Origin of the sequence: Flavobacterium sp. UBA2787 (assembly GCA_002352205.1) — a bacterium.
Taxonomy (GTDB): domain Bacteria; phylum Bacteroidota; class Bacteroidia; order Flavobacteriales; family Flavobacteriaceae; genus Flavobacterium.
In genome coordinates, this window is the sequence record DEHZ01000010.1 from 46,215 (window position 1) to 64,058 (window position 17,844).

The 17,844-nt window shown below is 33.1% G+C and carries 16 protein-coding genes; 15 read left to right on the forward strand and 1 reads right to left on the reverse strand.

All coding sequences use genetic code 11. The annotated features are described in order from the left end of the window. The 15 genes from B4N66_RS06845 to B4N66_RS06915 all read left to right on the forward strand — a co-directional run bounded on the left by B4N66_RS06845 (position 1) and on the right by B4N66_RS06915 (position 17,087). Entirely contained in the window at positions 1-597 is a 597-nt protein-coding gene (locus tag B4N66_RS06845; RefSeq protein ID WP_291093395.1) for an acyltransferase, read from the forward strand. Further along, a complete protein-coding gene (locus B4N66_RS06850; protein ID WP_291093397.1) occupies positions 597-1,790 on the forward strand; it encodes a glycoside hydrolase family 88 protein in 1,194 nt (397 codons plus the stop codon). Before B4N66_RS06845 ends, B4N66_RS06850 begins: the two co-directional genes overlap by 1 nt. A gap of 61 nt (positions 1,791-1,851) precedes the next feature. After that, positions 1,852-3,402 carry a lipopolysaccharide biosynthesis protein gene (locus tag B4N66_RS06855; protein ID WP_291093399.1) on the forward strand — a complete coding sequence of 517 codons (1,551 nt, stop codon included), beginning with the start codon at positions 1,852-1,854 and terminating at the stop codon, positions 3,400-3,402. Further along, positions 3,402-4,505 carry a glycosyltransferase family 4 protein gene (locus B4N66_RS06860; protein ID WP_291093401.1) on the forward strand — a complete coding sequence of 368 codons (1,104 nt, stop codon included), beginning with the start codon at positions 3,402-3,404 and terminating at the stop codon, positions 4,503-4,505. Before B4N66_RS06855 ends, B4N66_RS06860 begins: the two co-directional genes overlap by 1 nt. Before the next feature lie 5 nt (positions 4,506-4,510). Further along, a complete protein-coding gene (locus tag B4N66_RS06865; RefSeq protein WP_291093402.1) occupies positions 4,511-5,719 on the forward strand; it encodes a glycosyltransferase in 1,209 nt (402 codons plus the stop codon). 9 nt (positions 5,720-5,728) lie between these two features. Next, entirely contained in the window at positions 5,729-6,832 is a 1,104-nt protein-coding gene (locus B4N66_RS06870; RefSeq protein ID WP_291093403.1) for an EpsG family protein, read from the forward strand. Positions 6,833-6,837: 5 nt separating this feature from the next. Further along, positions 6,838-7,731, forward strand: coding sequence for a glycosyltransferase family 2 protein (locus B4N66_RS06875; protein WP_291093404.1), 894 nt, complete (start codon positions 6,838-6,840; stop codon positions 7,729-7,731). Positions 7,732-7,733: 2 nt separating this feature from the next. Beyond that, positions 7,734-8,312 (forward strand): acyltransferase, encoded by a 579-nt coding sequence (locus B4N66_RS06880; protein WP_291093406.1) that lies wholly within the window; start codon positions 7,734-7,736, stop codon positions 8,310-8,312. After that, the gene (locus B4N66_RS06885) at positions 8,305-9,456 is read left to right on the forward strand and encodes a glycosyltransferase family 4 protein (protein ID WP_291093408.1); all 1,152 of its coding nucleotides are present in this window, start codon (positions 8,305-8,307) and stop codon (positions 9,454-9,456) included. The genes B4N66_RS06880 and B4N66_RS06885 overlap by 8 nt, the downstream gene beginning before the upstream one ends. A gap of 72 nt (positions 9,457-9,528) precedes the next feature. Beyond that, a complete protein-coding gene (locus B4N66_RS06890; protein WP_291093410.1) occupies positions 9,529-10,131 on the forward strand; it encodes a sugar transferase in 603 nt (200 codons plus the stop codon). After that, the gene (locus B4N66_RS06895; protein WP_291093411.1) at positions 10,121-10,741 is read left to right on the forward strand and encodes an acetyltransferase; all 621 of its coding nucleotides are present in this window, start codon (positions 10,121-10,123) and stop codon (positions 10,739-10,741) included. The genes B4N66_RS06890 and B4N66_RS06895 overlap by 11 nt, the downstream gene beginning before the upstream one ends. Continuing rightward, positions 10,734-11,873: a DegT/DnrJ/EryC1/StrS family aminotransferase gene (locus tag B4N66_RS06900; RefSeq protein ID WP_291093412.1), complete on the forward strand. Its 1,140-nt coding sequence runs from the start codon at positions 10,734-10,736 to the stop codon at positions 11,871-11,873. The genes B4N66_RS06895 and B4N66_RS06900 overlap by 8 nt, the downstream gene beginning before the upstream one ends. A gap of 62 nt (positions 11,874-11,935) precedes the next feature. Then, a complete protein-coding gene (locus B4N66_RS06905; protein WP_324522779.1) occupies positions 11,936-13,900 on the forward strand; it encodes a nucleoside-diphosphate sugar epimerase/dehydratase in 1,965 nt (654 codons plus the stop codon). Positions 13,901-14,034: 134 nt separating this feature from the next. Then, complete coding sequence (locus tag B4N66_RS06910) at positions 14,035-14,721, forward strand: polysaccharide biosynthesis/export family protein (protein WP_291093413.1); 687 nt, start codon at positions 14,035-14,037, stop codon at positions 14,719-14,721. 2 nt (positions 14,722-14,723) lie between these two features. Then, the gene (locus B4N66_RS06915; RefSeq protein ID WP_291093414.1) at positions 14,724-17,087 is read left to right on the forward strand and encodes a GumC family protein; all 2,364 of its coding nucleotides are present in this window, start codon (positions 14,724-14,726) and stop codon (positions 17,085-17,087) included. Here B4N66_RS06915 and B4N66_RS06920 read toward each other — a convergent pair. Further along, the gene (locus tag B4N66_RS06920) at positions 17,073-17,810 is read right to left on the reverse strand and encodes a tyrosine-protein phosphatase (protein WP_291093416.1); all 738 of its coding nucleotides are present in this window, start codon (positions 17,808-17,810) and stop codon (positions 17,073-17,075) included. The two genes, B4N66_RS06915 and B4N66_RS06920, sit on opposite strands and share 15 nt — an antisense overlap. Between the last annotated feature and the right edge of the window lie 34 nt (positions 17,811-17,844).

Consider the following 17,844-nt stretch of genomic DNA (forward strand, 5'->3'; position numbering starts at 1 on the left):
ATGAAAGTTTTTAACTATCTAAGGGCATTGTGGGGGTATTGGATAAAGTTCCGGTTTAGAAAAAAACTTGCTAAAATGCCCATTCAATTGGGGGAAAGGGTTCTTTTTAAAAAAGAGCCTATTATTCAATTACATCCAAAAGCAAAATTAATTATTGGCGATAACACTACTATAAATTCTGATAATTATGGTTATCATGTTAACATGTTCTCACAATGTAAGTTAATGGCTGATAGGGAAGATGCTATTATTACAATTGGTAGTAACACCCGAATACATGGATCTGCTATTCATGCTTATAAGAGCATAAGTATTGGAGATAATTGTTTGATAGCTGCCAATTGCCAAATTATAGATTGTAATGGTCATGATTTATCTTTTGATAATGTTGACAATCGAATTAACACACACGGCCATGCTAAAGCGGTTGTTATTGAAAATTCTGTATGGCTGGGAACTGGCGTTGTAGTGCTTCCCGGAGTAACTATAGGGAGGGGTTCTGTTATATCAGCCAATAGTGTTGTAAATTGTGATGTTCCACCAATGTGTGTTGCCGGGGGCAATCCATTGCAAATTATTAAGCAAATAAAACCATGATGAGTACTGCAATAATTTTGTTTTTATTAGTTCTGTTTTTTTGTCTTTTTATTCCGGACTTTTTTGTGAGTTTTAAAACTTGGTTTTCAAGGATTAAGATTGGCCAATGGAAAAACAAAGAGTCATGGAAGATGGCTGTTCAAAACTGTTCTATAAAATGGTTGAAAAGTACTCCTACAATAAAGCTTACGGATAATCACCGATTGATTATAATTGATATTCTTCGCGGTAACTATAAACGAGACGCCATTCAATATTGGCAGGAGGCGGCATTAGTTTTAGGGTTGTCTGCTCAGTATCAGCAAACAAAAGATGAGAAGATAAAAATAGAAATACAACGGCTTATTGACCGTAAAATAAAACCCGATGGCAATTGGGTAAACCCTATCTTGGAAAGTGACGGTGTTATTTTAGGTTATGCTTTTATTCAGTTAACATGGATTGACCACCAAAAATTAAAGCCGGCTTATGATGCGTTATGGAATCTCATTCAAAATCTTAAAGGAGACGATAGTACGGTTGCTTATAAAAAGCAAAGTAAAAAATACCGATTTGTTGATACCATAGGTTTTATTTGTCCTTTTTTGGTAGAATACGGTCAAATGTATAATAATAGTGAGGCTTTAAATTTAGGCATTAAACAGATAGAAGAATTTAATACTCATGCCATGCTGGGTGATTTATTTATTCCATGTCATACCTATATAAACAAGACCAAACTTCCTGTTGGTTTGTTCGGATGGGGAAGAGGATTAGGCTGGTATGCTATTGGCTTAATTGATGCTTGGAGAGCTTTAAGCAATACTCATCCCAAAAAACAGGAAATGACACAATGGGTGGAGCAATTTGCCCGTATGGCGATGCAATATCAACGTGAAAACGGAAGTTGGGGTTGGATTATAATGCAGGATAGTACCCGAAGTGATTCTTCAACTACGGCGACATTAGCTTGGTTTTTAACAAATGCTGCTGGTATTCCGTCAATACAAAACGAATGCAAACAAGCCACTGAAAAAGCACTTCACTACCTTATGAAAGTAACCCGCCGTGATGGAGCCATCGATTTTTCGCAAGGCGATACGAAAGCCATAGGAGTGCATTCACAAGAATTTGATATTTTACCGTTTACGCAGGGGTTTGCCTTGCGGAGTGTGGTTGAAGGTAATGATAAATCAATTCTTCAAATCAAATAATAATTTAAAATTCAAAAGTTTATATTTGCTTCCAGATTTAACGCAGGATTAGTAAAAATAAATGAACAACAATTCCCGAATCAGTAATTCCGTAAAAAACATATCCTTTGGATTACTCACGCAAGTAGTGCAGATGATTTTGGGGTTCGTAAGTCGTACCATTTTCATACAATACTTAGCCATTGAATATTTAGGGGTAAATGGGTTGTTTTCTAGCATATTAACGCTTCTTTCGTTGGCTGAATTGGGTATAACCAGTGCCATTCTTTATGCACTATTCAAACCATTAGCCGATAAAAACGAAGCACAAATTGCTGCATTAATTCGATTCTTCAAAAAGATTTACCTTATTATTGCGGGAGTGGTTGCCGGATTAGGCTTACTAGTTTTGCCATTTCTTTCTCAAATTGTAGATAACCCACCACAACAACTTGCAGCTGATTTACATTTAATTTATTTACTTTTTTTATTCAATACTGTTGCTTCGTATTTCTTTTACTATAAAATAAGTTTATTTCATGCTGATCAAAAGAGTTATGTAATAGCCAAAAGGAATATTGTTGTTTTTATTATTCAAAATAGTTTACAAATCTTATCGTTAGTTGTCTTCCAAAATTTCTTACTATACCTATCAATTCAATTAATTTGTCAGCTAGGCGGAAATTTATATTTATCACAACTTGTCAAAAAATATTATCCTTTTTTAGCTCTTTACAAAAACGAAGAAGTAGAAACAACGGTTAAGGCAAAAATATTTTCCAATTTAAAATCTACCGCCATAGTAAAAGTGGGAGGATTATTAGTAAACAATACCAGTAATATAGTTTTAAACTACTTTTCCGGACTTAAAGCAGTAGGGCTTTTATCAAATTATACCTTATTAATTGGTTTAGCTTCTGGTTTAATTATGCAAGTTTTTTCAGGTCTTACCGGTAGTATAGCTAATGTAAATGTGAAAGAAACAATTGAAAAAAAACGAGAAGTTTTTTTTATCGTAAACTTTGCAAATTTTTGGATATTTGGTATGGCAACCACACTTATCATTTTATTGGTTAATGATTTTATTACTGTTTGGATTGGTAATGAGTACACTCTTTCACTTCCAGTGGTAGGTGTGTTAGCACTGAATTTTTACATGGTGGGAATGCAAAATGCTGTCTGGACCTTTAAATCTACTTTTGGTTTATTTAAAGAAGGGCGTTGGTTTATTTTAGGAACTGCAATCATTAATGTAATATTATCTTTTATTTTAGGAAACTACTATGGCTTATTCGGAATTTTAATTTCAATGGCCATCGCAAGAGCAGTAACAAATGCTTGGTATGATCCGTATGTAGTGTTTTCGAAAGCATTAGAACTTAATCCAAAATTATACTTCACAAAATACATTTCATACATAGCGGTACTTCTACTCGTTTTAGTCCTATTATTCGGATTATTTTATTTAATTCCGTTATCAGGTTGGTTAGGGTTGGTAATTAAACTATTTTTGTCGTTGCTAATTTTTAACGGAGTTCTTTATGTTTTTTATCGAAAATCAATTGAACTACATTATATTTTAAACGTTGTTACCGGAATGATTGTTAATTTAAAAGCCAAAATTAAAAAGTAATGCTCCAAAATTCTAAAATAAAACTTCTTTACATTACCAACGGCATTAAAGATCCGGCAGGACTCGAACGGGTTTTGTCAGTAAAAGCATCCTATTTGGCTGATGAATTAGCGTATGAAGTGCATATTTTAACCTTAAACAATAACGGAGCTGTTCCTTTTTATACGTTTAGTAAAAAAATAATTCATCATGATATTATTGTAGGCAGAAACCCAATTCACTATTTCAAAAGTTACCTTGGCGGATTAAAATCAAAAATAAAAACCATTCAACCTGACATTATTTTAGTTTGTGATGATGGTTTAAAAGGATTTTTTCTACCGCTTTTACTTCAAAAACCGTGTCCGATGTTTTATGAACGTCATGTTTCCAAAGTCGTTGAGTTAGGTGAAAAACCATCATTTCTAAAAAAAGTAAAAGTAGGAGCCAAGTTTTATTTAATGAAACAACTCGGCAAAACCTTTGACAAATTTATCGTATTGACACCTGATAATACCAAAGAGTGGCCAATGCATAATGTGATGGTGATTCCTAATCCCCTATCTTTTTATCCCACGGACTCTTCTACGCTAACCCAAAAAAAAGTAATTGCAGTGGGCAAGCATAGTTTGCAAAAAGGCTATGATCGATTGTTGCAAAGTTGGGTCACCGTACAAAAAGCCCATCCCGATTGGCAATTGGAAATTTACGGTAAAATTGATGAGAAATATCGACTTGCTGACCTTTCCCGCACATTACAAGTAGATAAAACAGTCACTTTTTTTCCGCCGGTAGCAGACATTCAGTCCAAATACCTCGATAGCTCTATTTTTGTTTTGTCGTCTCGATTTGAAGGTTTTGGTATGGTTCTGATTGAAGCGATGGCTTGTGGTGTTCCTTGTGTTACCTTTGATTGCCCGTATGGCCCGGCTGATATTGTAACGCATCAACAAGATGGCATAGTAGTTCCCAATGATGCAATCCAACCTTTTGCCAATGCTATTAGTCAACTCATAGAAGATGAAGAACAACGTATGGTAATGGGAAAAGCAGCTAAACAAAATGTGAAACGCTATTTGCCTGAGGTCGTTATGCCCCAGTGGGATGCACTTTTTAAAGATTAAAACAAATGAAAAATATTTTGTTGATTATGCCTTATGGCAGTGTTGGAGGAATGGAGCGATTAGCCTTAACTTTTTATGATTATTACAAAAGTATTGGTTATACGGTGAAAGCAGTTAAAATAATTAAATTACCCACAGATATTATTAATTTTGGTGAAGATGAATTGTTTATGAGCAGGCTTGATTTTGCTCAAATGACAAAGTATAATAGAGCATTATTTTATCTTAAAGCACCCATTTTACTTAGAAAAATAATAAAGGCAAATAAAATTACTCATTCTATTGCTTTTGGCGACATGGCCAATATGTTTTCATCTTTAACTTTTACAAACGAATTTAAAATCGCCAGTATTCATGCTCTCAAAAGTGTTGAATTTTCAAACAAAACATATTTAAATAAGCTTTTTAAGCTTGGATTCAAATCTTCTTACTTTTACTTTGATAAAGTGGTTTGTATTAGTAAAGCGATAAAAAAAGATTTGATTGAAAACTGTGAATTTAAGTTTAAGAATAAATTAGAAGTAATTTACAATCCTCACAATATAAATCTAATTCTGGATAAAAGCACAGAAGAAATTGATGATCATGAATTAATTTATTTTAGAAATAAAACTATTTTATTTCTTGGCCGTTTATCTTTGCAAAAAGCTCCATGGCATTTAATAAAGGCGTTTTCATTATTAGCAACTAAAAATAAAGACATCTCTTTACTTTTTGTTGGAGATGGTGATCCTTTGGTTGAAAACTATTGCAAAGAATTAATTCATAATTATGCATTAGATGAACGAGTAGTTTTTTTAGGAAGAAAAGCCAATCCTTATAAGTACCTTACCAAGGCTACTGTTTTAGCTTTATCATCTCATTATGAAGGAACACCCAATGTTATTGTAGAATCGATTGCTTTAGGAGTTCCCATGGTTGTTTCTAATTGCACAGACGGTATAATAGAATTGATGTCTAATAAAGATTTTTCGGGAGGTGATGAGTTAATTTATACTGAAAGTGGAATCATCACACCTAATTTTTTTGAAGGTTCATTGGGGTTACCAAGTACCTATGATATAACTAAAAAGGAAGTTGTCTTTAGTAATTCATTATTGGAAGTATTGACTAATGAAAATTATAAAATCATTTTAAATCAAAATAAATCTGATTTATTAAGTAAATTTGATTTGAAGAAAGTGTCAGAGAATTATTTACAAGAAATTGATTAAAAAATTGAATTGAATACAATTATACCATTAGAATATTATTCTTCTCTCTATTACAATATTTTATTGTTAATAGTTTTACTTGTTTTTATACAATCCAATAACACTGAGATTTTTGATAAAAATAACTTAAGTAGTAAAAATAGTCTTGGAAACTTTTTTCTTTGGCTAATTGTTTTATACATGGGTACTCGACCTATCAGTTTTACCTTTGCAGACATGGCTGTGTATGCCTTAGAATTTAAAGACTATGCCAACGGAGCACCTTTAAATACTAATAAAGAGATTTTTTTTGGAACATTTATGAAGTTTTGTTCGGGTATCATGACTGCTGAAATGTTCTTCTTACTCTGTGCTTTTTTATATGTGATTCCGCTCTATTTGGCTTCTAAAAAAATATTTAAAGAATACTGGTTTTACTCTTTTTTTATTTTAGTTATTTCTTTCTCATTTTGGGCCTATGGCACCAACGGAATTCGTAATGGTTTGGCTACCAGTATTTTTATTTATGCTCTTTCTAGAGACAAAAAGGCAGCTACTATAGCTTTTATCGCTCTTTCGGTATCAATTCATACTTCGTTGATTATACCTACTATTGCCTATACAATTTCATTATTTTATAAAAATTTGAAAACGTATTTGTTAGCGTGGTTTGTTGCCATTCCTTTATCGCTGGCACTTGGGGGGTTTTGGGAAAATTTCTTTTTAAATCTAGGTTTTATAGAGCAAGATCGCGTAATCGGTTATTTTTCAGACGATGATGCTTATTTAGATAAAATTGTAGAAATTAAAGTTGGTTTTCGTTGGGATTTTCTACTCTATAGTGCCATTGGAGTATTTGCAGGTTATTATTACATCTATAAAAAACATTTTGAAGATGTTTTCTATAACCGTTTATTCGCCATTTATCTGATGTGTAATGCTCTTTGGATATTAGTTATTAGAGCTAATTTCTCCAATCGATTTGCCTATTTGTCATGGTTTTTATTAGGTTTGCTAGTCATTTATCCGCTACTGAAAGTATCAATGTTTAAAAAACAACATTTGTTGATTGGAAAAATTCTATTTATTTATTTTATGTTCACTTATGTTTTAAATTTTGTGTTAGGCAAATAAAAATTATGAAAAGTATTACTGTATTTACACCGACTTACAATAGAGCCTATTGCTTACATCAATTGTATGAGAGTTTAGTTAACCAAACTAACAAAGATTTTATTTGGTTGGTTATCGATGATGGTTCTATAGATAATACAAAAGAATTAATTGATGCTTGGCAAAAGGAAAATAAAATTGACATTGAATACATTTATAAAGAGAATGGAGGTATGCACACAGGACATAATGTTGCTTATGCTCATATTACTACTGAGTTAAATGTTTGTATTGATTCAGACGATTTTCTTCCGTCGGATTCTATTGATATTATATTGAACTATTGGAAGGAAAATAAAAGTGAAAGTTTGGCAGGAATGATTGGGTTAGACGCTTTTAAAAACGGAGAAATTGTAGGCACACCTTTTCCGCCCGATATGAAAGAATGTAAATATTTTGAATTGAAATCTAGGTATAATGTAGTAGGTGATAAAAAGTTTGTTTATCGTACTGATGTGATAAAAAAATACCCAGAATACCCTGTTTTTTCTGATGAGCGTTTTGTTCCGCTCGGATATAAATACCTTTTAATTGATCAAGATTATAATCTTGGTGTGATACACAACGTTTTGTGCATTGTCGAATATATGCCAGATGGATCAAGTAAAAATATTTTTAAACAGTATAGAAAAAATCCAAAAGGTTTTGCATTTGAACGAAAAATAAGAATGAAATATTCTTCTACTTTAAAAGAACGTTTTATGAATTCAATACATTATGTTTCATGTTCTATTTTTATTAAAAACGCCTCATTTCTGAGTGATTCAACAAATAAATTGCTTACTTTTTTTGCAATTCCATTTGGAATAGCTTTACATTTGTATGTTCGTTATACTACCAAAACGGGTGTTATGAAATAATTATGGCAGAATCAGGAAGAGATAAGTTTAGAAAATTCAATCGAATAATTAATTTTTTATCAGCCTTTTTTTCGCTGTTACCCCGCTTTATTCTTCGCTTTTTATTTACTTTTTTTAGAAATATGAATGGTAAAAGCGGATTGTTGATAAGGTATTTATTGCTTCGTAATCTAGCTAAATCGTGCGGTGATAATGTTTCTATTCAACCTAATGTTTTTCTTTTCAATATTCATTTAATTAAATTTGGAAATAATGTTAGCATCCATCCCATGTGTTACATAGATGGTGCCGGAGAAATTGAAATCGGAAATGATGTTTCTATTGCTCATTCTTCATCCATTTTATCCACTAATCATACTTGGAACGATGTGACAGTTCCCATAAAATACAACAAAGAAACATTCAGTAAAGTTACCATTGAAAATGATGTTTGGATTGGATGTGGATGTAGAATTTTAGCCGGAGTAACACTACATCAACGTTCCGTTATTGCAGCAGGTGCAGTAGTAACAACAAATGTTGAGTCACATAGTGTTTATGGAGGAATTCCTGCAAAATTAATCAAGAAAATAAATGAGTAAACCAAAACTCATCCGTATCACCACCATTCCACTTTCTCTCGATAAGTTATTGTCAGGTCAGTTGCGTTTTATGCGGGATTATTTTGAGGTTACAGCCGTTTCTTCCGAGAAAGAATACCTTGAAAGAATAGGCGAACGAGAGGGTGTTGCCACACATCATCTTGAAATGACGCGAAAAATTACACCACACAAAGATATTTGGGCATTACTAAAGTTGTGGCTTTATTTTATAAAGACTAAACCCCATATTGTGCATACGCACACACCCAAAGCCGGAATCGTTGGCATGTTAGCTGCTAAATTAGCCGGAGTTCCATATCGTCTTCACACAGTTGCCGGATTACCGCTTTTAGAAGCTGAAGGAAAAAAGAGAAAACTACTCGATATTGTTGAAAAATTGACTTACCGGTGTGCTACTCATGTTTTACCTAACTCTTTTGGACTAAAAAAAATTATACTGGATCTTAAATTTACCACACCTCATAAAATAATGGTGTTGGCTAACGGAAGTTCTAACGGAATTGATACAAACTATTTTTCCAAAGAACATTTTTCCTTTGCACAAAAAACCGCTTTAAAAGAATCGTTGCAAATTGCCGAAACTGATTTTGTGTTTGTTTTTGTAGGGAGATTGGTTTCAGATAAAGGCATTAACGAAGCGGTTAGTGCGTTTAAAAAGATTAGAATAACTTATCCGCACGCTAAATTTTTGTTGGTGGGTCCGTTAGAAAGCGAATTAGATCCGCTGGATGTTGAAACATTGGAGGCAATTAATCATTGTACAGGTATTATTTCGGTTGGATACCAACAAGATGTTCGTCCTTATTTAGCTATTTCCGATTGTTTGGTTTTTCCCAGCTATCGAGAAGGCTTTCCGAATGTGGTGATGCAAGCCGGTGCAATGGAACTTCCTTCGATTGTTTCCGATATCAATGGTTGTAATGAAATTATTATTCAAAATAAGAACGGCCTTATTATTCCTCCCAAATCCGAACAACAACTTTTGGATGCCCTACAGTTGATTTTAGACGATGAAGCATTACGACTTAAAATGAAAAACAATTCTCGTGGCATGATTGTTGAACGTTATGAGCAAAATGTAGTCTGGCGGGCTTTATTAGGGGAATATCAAAAAATGAAATAATTTCTTAATCTTGCTTATCCATTTCTTCTAACAAATATTGTTTACTTTTGCAATTCGTAATAGTTGTTTTTCATGTATAAAAATGGTCTCAAACCTTTCTTGGATTTTGTTGCAGCTCTTGTAGGTTTACTGCTGTTATCTCCCATTTTTATAAGTATTACAGTTTTTTTATATTTTTCCAATCAAGGTAAACCCTTTTTTTTTCAACAACGGCCGGGTAAAAACGGGAAGATTTTCAAGATTATCAAGTTCAAAACCATGAACGATAAAAAAGATGCAACAGGCAATTTGTTACCCGATGCCGATCGATTAACCAAAGTAGGTTCGTTTGTTCGCAAAACATCACTTGACGAGATTCCGCAATTACTCAATGTGTTGCTTGGCGATATGAGTTTAATAGGACCAAGACCTTTGTTAACACATTACCTCCATTTATATAATGATTTTCAAAACCGTCGTCATGAAGTGAAACCCGGCATCACCGGATGGGCACAAGTAAACGGAAGAAATGCTATTTCATGGGATAAAAAATTTGAGTATGATGTTTGGTATGTTGATCATCTATCATTTTGGTTGGATATAAAAATACTGCTGAAAACAGTTATGAAAGTTGTTAAAAGTGAAGGAATCAATGCTGCCGATGCAGCTACAATAGAACCGTTTGATGGACAATAAAGTTACCTTATACGGAGCCAGTGGGCATGGAAAAGTGATTATTGATATTCTTGAATCACAAGGTATTGCTATAGCATCTATTTTGGATGACAATCCAAACATCACTGAACTATTAAGTTATCCTACTGTAAAACCAAATAGTACTGTGGATAACGCCTATACTAATTTAATATTTTCAATCGGAAATAATAAAATCAGAAAGATGCTTGCTGCAAAAATAAATTGTGCTTTTGCAAAAGCCATTCATCCCACAGCAATCATCTCAAATCATTCTAAAGTGAATGAAGGAACAGTTGTCATGGCTGGGGTAGTTATCAATCCGGACACAATTGTTGGTAAACATTGCATCATTAATACCGGAGCAGTTATTGAACATGATTGTGTTATCGAAGATTTTGTGCATATCTCCCCTAATGTTTCGTTGGCCGGAAATGTTCTGGTTTCCGAAGGAGCACATGTAGGTATTGGAGCAAGTATAATTCAAGGAGTAAAAATAGGAAAATGGTCAACCATAGGAGCAGGGGCAGTTATTTTGAAAGATGTGCCCGATTATGCAGTGGTGGTTGGCAATCCCGGAAAAATAATAAAATATAATTCAGCAAATGAATAAACCAAAAATATGGCTTTCTTCGCCACACATGGGTGGTAATGAGCAAAAGTTTGTTAACGAAGCTTTTGATGCGAATTGGGTAGCACCACTTGGACCCAATGTGACTGGCTTTGAAACCGACTTAGAAAAGTATTTAAATAACAATGTGTTTGTTGGAGCTTTGAGTTCCGGTACAGCCGCCATCCATTTGGGATTAGTGCTTTTAGGTGTGCAACCCGGTGATGAGGTTATTTGCCAGAGTATGACGTTTTCAGCCTCAGCCAATCCAATTGCCTATCTTGGAGCAACCCCGATTTTTGTGGATAGTGAATCGCAAACATGGAATATTTGTCCAAATGCTCTAGAAGAGGCCATTAAAGACCGAATGAGTAAAGGAAAAAAACCAAAAGCTATTATCGCTGTGCATTTGTATGGTATGCCGTTTCAGGTTGATTCAATTCTTGAAATTGCTCACCGTTATGACATTCCGGTTTTGGAGGATAGTGCAGAGGCTTTGGGAAGTACGTATAAAGGAAAAAAATGTGGAACGTTTGGTGCTGTTGGTGTTTTATCGTTTAACGGAAATAAAATCATTACTACTTCCGGTGGAGGTGCCTTGGTTGCCAAAACAAAAGAATTGAAAGAAAAAGCAGTTTTTTTGGCTACGCAAGCTCGCGATGCGGCTCCTCATTATCAACATTCTGAAATTGGCTATAACTACCGATTGAGTAATATTTGTGCCGGAATTGGTAGAGGACAAATGGAAGTGTTGGATGAACACGTGAAACTTCGAAGAAAAATGCATGATTTTTATGTTCATGAATTAAAAGGAATAGTAGGAGTAAGTGTTTTTGAAGAACCTAATTCTGATTTTTATTCTAATCATTGGCTTTCGGCTATTGTTATCGATTCTGAAAAGTGTCACGGAAAAACCAGAGAAGATTTACGATTGGCATTTGATGCAGAAAACATAGAAAGCAGACCTTTATGGAAACCCATGCATTTGCAACCCGTTTTTCAAAAGTATCCCTATTTTGGTGGTAATATTTGTGAGAAATTATTTGAAAACGGCCTGTGTTTACCCTCCGGTTCAAACTTAACCGATGAGGATCGAAGTAGAATTTCGACTGTTTTAAAACAATTTACAAATTAAGATTTTTTTAAGATTTAATTTTTTTTATATCTTTACTATCCTTTAACTAAAAAAAAATAATTTTGAACGATTCGGAAAAAAAGAATTTTCTTCACGAGTTTTCTCAATTTGCCTCAGGCCTGAGTCTAAGATTTAGCTTTAAAAATCTTGGCTATTTGCCGCGTTGGATTGTTTTGTTGTTGGATACTTTTACCATCTCGGTATCGAGTATTTTAACTTATTTTTTGTTCAAGGGTGTTAAGTTAGAATATATTCAATCTGATGAAAAATTCATTTCTTTTTTTGGCTATATTTTAATTAACGTATTTTTCTTTTGGGTTTTTAAAACCTATTCCGGTATTATTAGGCATTCGTCTTATATTGACGCTTTGAAACTTTTCTTTGCCCAATCAGCTACTTTGGTTGTAATGGTTATCATCAACTTCATTTTCATTTTATCAGACAAAGATAAGTTGTTTTTAAGTACAGGTATTTTTATCAACGCAGTATTGTCTTTTTCCTTTTTATTTTTTTATAGGGTAATTGTTAAACAGTCATTTGAACATTTCTTTAGTGGGAAAGATAAAAAAGACCTTACACGAGCAATTATTTATGGATCTGATGCCAATGCAATTGCTGTTGCTAATGCACTTAAATCTGAAATACCGGGACGATTTAAGCTAATCGGTTTTATAGATAAAAACAATCAAAATACCACCAAACGGATTTTAGATTTACCTATTTTAAATTTAAACCGAAAAGTACCTGTTTTGATGCGTTTTGTGAAAGCAGAAGCATTAATTATAGCTGATAAAAGCTTAAATAAAGAGGATCGCTCGACAATTGTGGACGAATGTTTGGAGTTTAACTTAAAAGTTTATACCATTCCTTTAGTGACGGATTGGGATGATCAGAAAGAAATTTCTAAAAACATTAAGAGTTTTGAAATACACGATTTATTAGAACGAAAACCGATTGTTTTAGATACAAAATCCATTTCTAATCAATTGCATGAAAAAACGGTATTAATAACCGGAGCTGCCGGTTCTATTGGTAGTGAGATTGTTCGACAAGTCTTGGAATTTAATCCAAAAAAAATTATTATGCTTGATCAGGCCGAAACGCCTTTGCATAGTTTGTCATTAGAAATTTTAAGTAAAGACAAGGATGTTGCTATCAGAAATGTAATTGCAGATATTCGTAATTATGATTCGCTCGAAAAAGTGTTTAATACCTTTCAGCCGCAAGTAGTTTATCATGCAGCTGCTTACAAGCACGTTCCGTTAATGGAAGAGAATCCTTCTCAAGCTATTTTTACCAATGTTATGGGTACTAAGAATTTAGCTGATTTGTCTAAAAAATTTAATGTAGAACACTTTGTGATGATTTCTACCGATAAAGCGGTTAACCCATCTAGTGTTATGGGTGCTAGTAAACGAATTGCAGAGATGTATGTACAATCACTCCATTTTATGAATGCCAATCGGTCATCCAAGCAAACCAAATTTATTACGACTCGTTTTGGTAATGTTTTGGGCTCAAATGGCTCTGTAGTGCCGTTGTTTACTAAACAAATTCAGGAAGGCGGACCTATTACTATTACCCATCCTGAAATTATTCGTTACTTTATGACTATTCCGGAGGCTTGTCAACTTGTATTGGAAGCCGGAGCAATGGGTAATGGAGGTGAAATCTTTATTTTTGATATGGGTAAGCCTGTCAAGATTATTGATTTGGCAAAAAAGATGATTCGATTAGCAGGATTTACACCTGATAAAGACATTAAGATTAAGATTGTAGGCCTTCGACCGGGCGAAAAATTATATGAAGAACTATTGAATAATTCTGCTAAAAACCTGCCTACACATCATGAAAAGATTATGATTGCCGAAGAAATTTGCAAGGAATTTAACAAGTTGACTGATGAAGTGGAGGATTTAATTATTTTATCGCACTTAAAGACCAATGATAAAATTGTATCCAAAATGAAAAAAATTGTTCCTGAGTTCAAAAGCATGAACTCCGTTTTTCAAGAATTGGATACTTAATAAAGCATTTTTTATAATCAAGCCTATTTTAAACCTATCTTTGTCAAGATTTTTTTACATTATTTATGAAAGTTAAATTTTTATTATATTTGAGTATTGTCCTTTTGATGATATCTTGTGCTTCTAAAAAGAAAATGATATACCTACAAGGTATTGAAGAATCTTCTACTACTGAAATTGTTCGGTATGAACCAAAAATTCAATTGGACGATTTAATTTATATCAACGTATCATCAGAATCCATTGAAGCAGCAGCTCCCTTTAATTTGAGAGGAAATGCAGAACAAGTTGTTGGTGGAAATGCAGTTCAGTTTAGTAGTTATTTAGTTGATAATCAAGGAGAAATTAATCTGCCCATTATTGGTATTATCAAAGCAGCCGGTTTAACCAAAACGGAGTTACATGATTTATTAAAAATTAAATTGGAGGAATATTTAAAAGATCCTATTCTAGTTGTTCGGGTTATTAACTTTAAAGTTACGGTAATGGGTGAAGTTAAAAATCCGGGTAATTTTCCAATTAACTCTGACCGATTAACTATTATGGAAGCTTTGGCACAAGCTGGTGATTTAACTCCGGTAGCAAACCGTGAAAACGTCTTGGTCGTTAGAGAAGAATCCGGCATTAAATCCTATTACCGAGTTAACTTAACAGATTCTGAGTTACTTAAATCGCCTATTTATTATTTAAAACAAAACGATTTAATTATAGTTGAACCTCGATTTACTAAACCTGAGTCTTCTGTTATTGGAGCCAACCTTCCTTTGACTTTATCCGTTATTAGTTTGTTATTAACACTTACCATATTAGCTACCCGATAAGTATGCAAAATTTACCTTTACCCTCTAACGATTCTAATCAAAATAGTGTTAACATTAAAGAGCAACTATTTATTTATTTGTCCTATTGGAAGTGGTTTGTACTTGGGGTTTTGTTGTGTTTGATTGGTGTATATTTTTATTTGCGTTATTCAGTACCAGAATATGGAGTGAATGCAACGATTTTAATAAAAGATGAGAAAAAAGGTGGATCCAGTGAGCTTTCAGCTTTTAGTGATTTGAATATTTTTGCAGGAAAGAACAATGTTGACAACGAAATAGCTATTTTAAAATCTAAATCGCTTTCACGAGGTGTTGTTGAAGAATTAGGCTTAGATTTAACCTATTACGTTGAGGGACGTGTAATTAATCCGGAATTATATAAAGATTTGCCATTACGAATAGCATTTCAAGAGAAATCCAAACGATACAATTCAATTGATACCTCATTTATTATTTCTCCAATTTCAAATGAAAAGTTTAAACTATTCGATTTTAATAAATCCAACGGTAATGAATATGCTTATGGACAACCGGTAAAAAACGGCTTAGGTATTTTTACCGTTGAGAAAGTAGCTGATTTTAGTAGTTTTGATAATGATGTTTTTATCATCAAATCTAAATTGGTTAACAAAGCTAATGAATACAGTAATCGTGTTCAAGTTATCAATCAAGATAAAACGAATGTTATCCAACTTAGTATTGTTGATAAAGTAGAGCAAAAGGGGATTGATTATATTGATATGTTGATTCAAAAATATAATGAAGATGCCGTAGCTGATCGAAACCAAATAGCCAAATCAACGGAAAAATTTATTAATGAACGTCTGGAAATAATCACAAGTGAGTTAGAGGGTGTAGAAAAAAATGCAGAAACGTTCAAGAAAGAGAACCGATTGACTAATTTAGAAGAAGATGCTTCTTTAAATTTAAGTAGTGCTTCAGAATATGAAAGATCTGTTGTGGATACTGAAACTGACATTAGTATATTGAATGAATTATTGAATTCTGTTTCAACTTCTGATTCTCAAGAATTGGTTCCTTCGATTTATTTACCTAACAACCCCGCAGCCGGTTTAATTGAGCAGCATAATAAATTGATTCTTGAGCGTCAACGTTTGCTTAAAAGCGGTACCACCGCTAATCCTCAAGTAAAAAACATTGATAAGCAATTAGCAAGTTTGAAGTCTAGCATTGTTGATGGCTTAAAAAGTCAATTAGCTACGCTTCGCATTACTAAAAATAATTTGGCTCGTCAGGAAAGTCGTTACAATAACAAAGTTGGACGAGTACCTACAATTGATAGAATTTTCAAAGGTATTTCCAGACAACAACAAATTAAAGAATCGCTTTATTTGTATTTACTGCAAAAGCGTGAAGAAACTGCTATTTCTCTTGCTGTTACTTCTCCTAAGGCTAAAATTATTGATTCCGCTTTTGCAACTGGACAAGTTTCACTAAATAGAAAGATTTTTTATCTAGGAGCAATTGTCCTTGGTTTGTTGATTCCTTTTGGTGTCATTTATTTGATGTTTTTATTTGATACTAAAATTAAAACGCGTCAAGATATTGAAGGTAAAGTTGCAATACCTATTCTGGGAGATATTCCAAAATCCGATTCAAGTGATCAGATTATCAAAGCGAACAGTAGGTCAAGCTCCGCAGAGGCGATCCGAATTGTGCGTACCAACTTAGAATTTATTTTATCACATGTTCCTGAGGATAAGTGTAAAACCATTTTTGTGACCTCTTCTATTCCTAAAGAAGGAAAAACATTCGTATCTATTAACTTGGCCACAACTATTGCCCTTTCTGGTAAAAGAGTTTTACTGATTGGACTTGACATAAGAAACCCTAAATTAGAGCAATATGTCCAGTTGCCTTCCAAAGGTTTAACAAACTATCTGACCAAGAATAATGCAGATATAAACGATTATATAGTAAAGTTGGATGGTTATGAAAATTTTTATGCTTTGCCGTCCGGAGTTATTCCTCCAAATCCTGTTGAATTGTTAATGAATGATAAGTTAAGTGAGCTATTTGAAAAGTTAAAACAAGAGTATGATTATATTGTTGTTGATACTGCTCCAGTAAGTATGGTTACTGACACTTTACTTGTTGCTAAAAATGCAGATGCCTTTATTTATGTTATGCGTGCCAACTATTTGGATAAACGCATGTTGAAATTTGCAGATGGACTTTATAAAGACAAAAAACTTCCTAATATGGCCATAATATTAAACGATACCGATTGGAAAAAGACCTACGGTTATGGTTATGGCTACGGTTATGGCTACGGTTATGGATATGGAGAAGAAGTGGAAGTGAAGCCTTGGTATAAAAAACTATTTGACTCAAAGAATAAATAATTGATTATTTTGTATTGCTTCCAACAATGGCTTTTCTTCCTTGATGATTAAACGGTTATCAAAGCTTTGCACATGGTTGAGGTGATGTACATCTGAGCCTACAAATTCAATCATGTTATTTGAAAGTAACTTCTGTGCCGTTCTAGCCACATTTTCACCATAATAACCGGTTACAGAGAGTAAATTTAACTGAAATAAACAGCCTGCTTTTCGTAGTTTGTGATAAGCATCAAAATTATTATGATAAAAAAAATAACGTTCCGGGTGAGCTAAAATGGGTTTATAACCGGCAACTTGAATATCAAAAATGATGTCTAATAATTGTAACGGTGGGTTTAAATAGGACATTTCTACCAAAATGTAGAAATCTTTAAGTGTCAATAATTTTTCTTTTTGTAAAAGTTCTAAAAAGTAGGTATCCATCATGTACTCAGCTGATGCTTTTACTACTTTTTTATTTGAATTTTCTATTAAATAATTGTTTAATGATTTTTCACCTTCTTTAATTGTTTGATGCGTGTTATTCCAAAGATTATGAATAATATGAGGAGTAGTTATGAATTGATTGAATCCAATTTTTTCTAATTCGGTTATTAACTTTATTGCATCTTCAGATGTTTTAGCCCCATCGTCAATTCCTGGAATGAGATGCGAATGAATATCTGTAAAATTATCAGGAATTAAGTCTTTGAGGACCGATTTTTTTTTACTAAAGAAAATCAAAATAAAAAAATTAAGAATAGTTATAAAAAAACCC

Bases quoted from the DNA above. Each gene is read 5' to 3' on its own strand.
- B4N66_RS06845 (WP_291093395.1), top strand. From the start codon at position 1: ATGAAAGTTTTTAACTATCTAAGGGCATTGTGGGGGTATTGGATAAAG.
- B4N66_RS06850 (WP_291093397.1), top strand. From the start codon at position 597: ATGAGTACTGCAATAATTTTGTTTTTATTAGTTCTGTTTTTTTGTCTT.
- B4N66_RS06855 (WP_291093399.1), top strand. From the start codon at position 1,852: ATGAACAACAATTCCCGAATCAGTAATTCCGTAAAAAACATATCCTTT.
- B4N66_RS06860 (WP_291093401.1), top strand. From the start codon at position 3,402: ATGCTCCAAAATTCTAAAATAAAACTTCTTTACATTACCAACGGCATT.
- B4N66_RS06865 (WP_291093402.1), top strand. From the start codon at position 4,511: ATGAAAAATATTTTGTTGATTATGCCTTATGGCAGTGTTGGAGGAATG.
- B4N66_RS06875 (WP_291093404.1), top strand. From the start codon at position 6,838: ATGAAAAGTATTACTGTATTTACACCGACTTACAATAGAGCCTATTGC.
- B4N66_RS06880 (WP_291093406.1), top strand. From the start codon at position 7,734: ATGGCAGAATCAGGAAGAGATAAGTTTAGAAAATTCAATCGAATAATT.
- B4N66_RS06885 (WP_291093408.1), top strand. From the start codon at position 8,305: ATGAGTAAACCAAAACTCATCCGTATCACCACCATTCCACTTTCTCTC.
- B4N66_RS06890 (WP_291093410.1), top strand. From the start codon at position 9,529: ATGTATAAAAATGGTCTCAAACCTTTCTTGGATTTTGTTGCAGCTCTT.
- B4N66_RS06895 (WP_291093411.1), top strand. From the start codon at position 10,121: ATGGACAATAAAGTTACCTTATACGGAGCCAGTGGGCATGGAAAAGTG.
- B4N66_RS06900 (WP_291093412.1), top strand. From the start codon at position 10,734: ATGAATAAACCAAAAATATGGCTTTCTTCGCCACACATGGGTGGTAAT.
- B4N66_RS06910 (WP_291093413.1), top strand. From the start codon at position 14,035: ATGATATACCTACAAGGTATTGAAGAATCTTCTACTACTGAAATTGTT.
- B4N66_RS06915 (WP_291093414.1), top strand. From the start codon at position 14,724: ATGCAAAATTTACCTTTACCCTCTAACGATTCTAATCAAAATAGTGTT.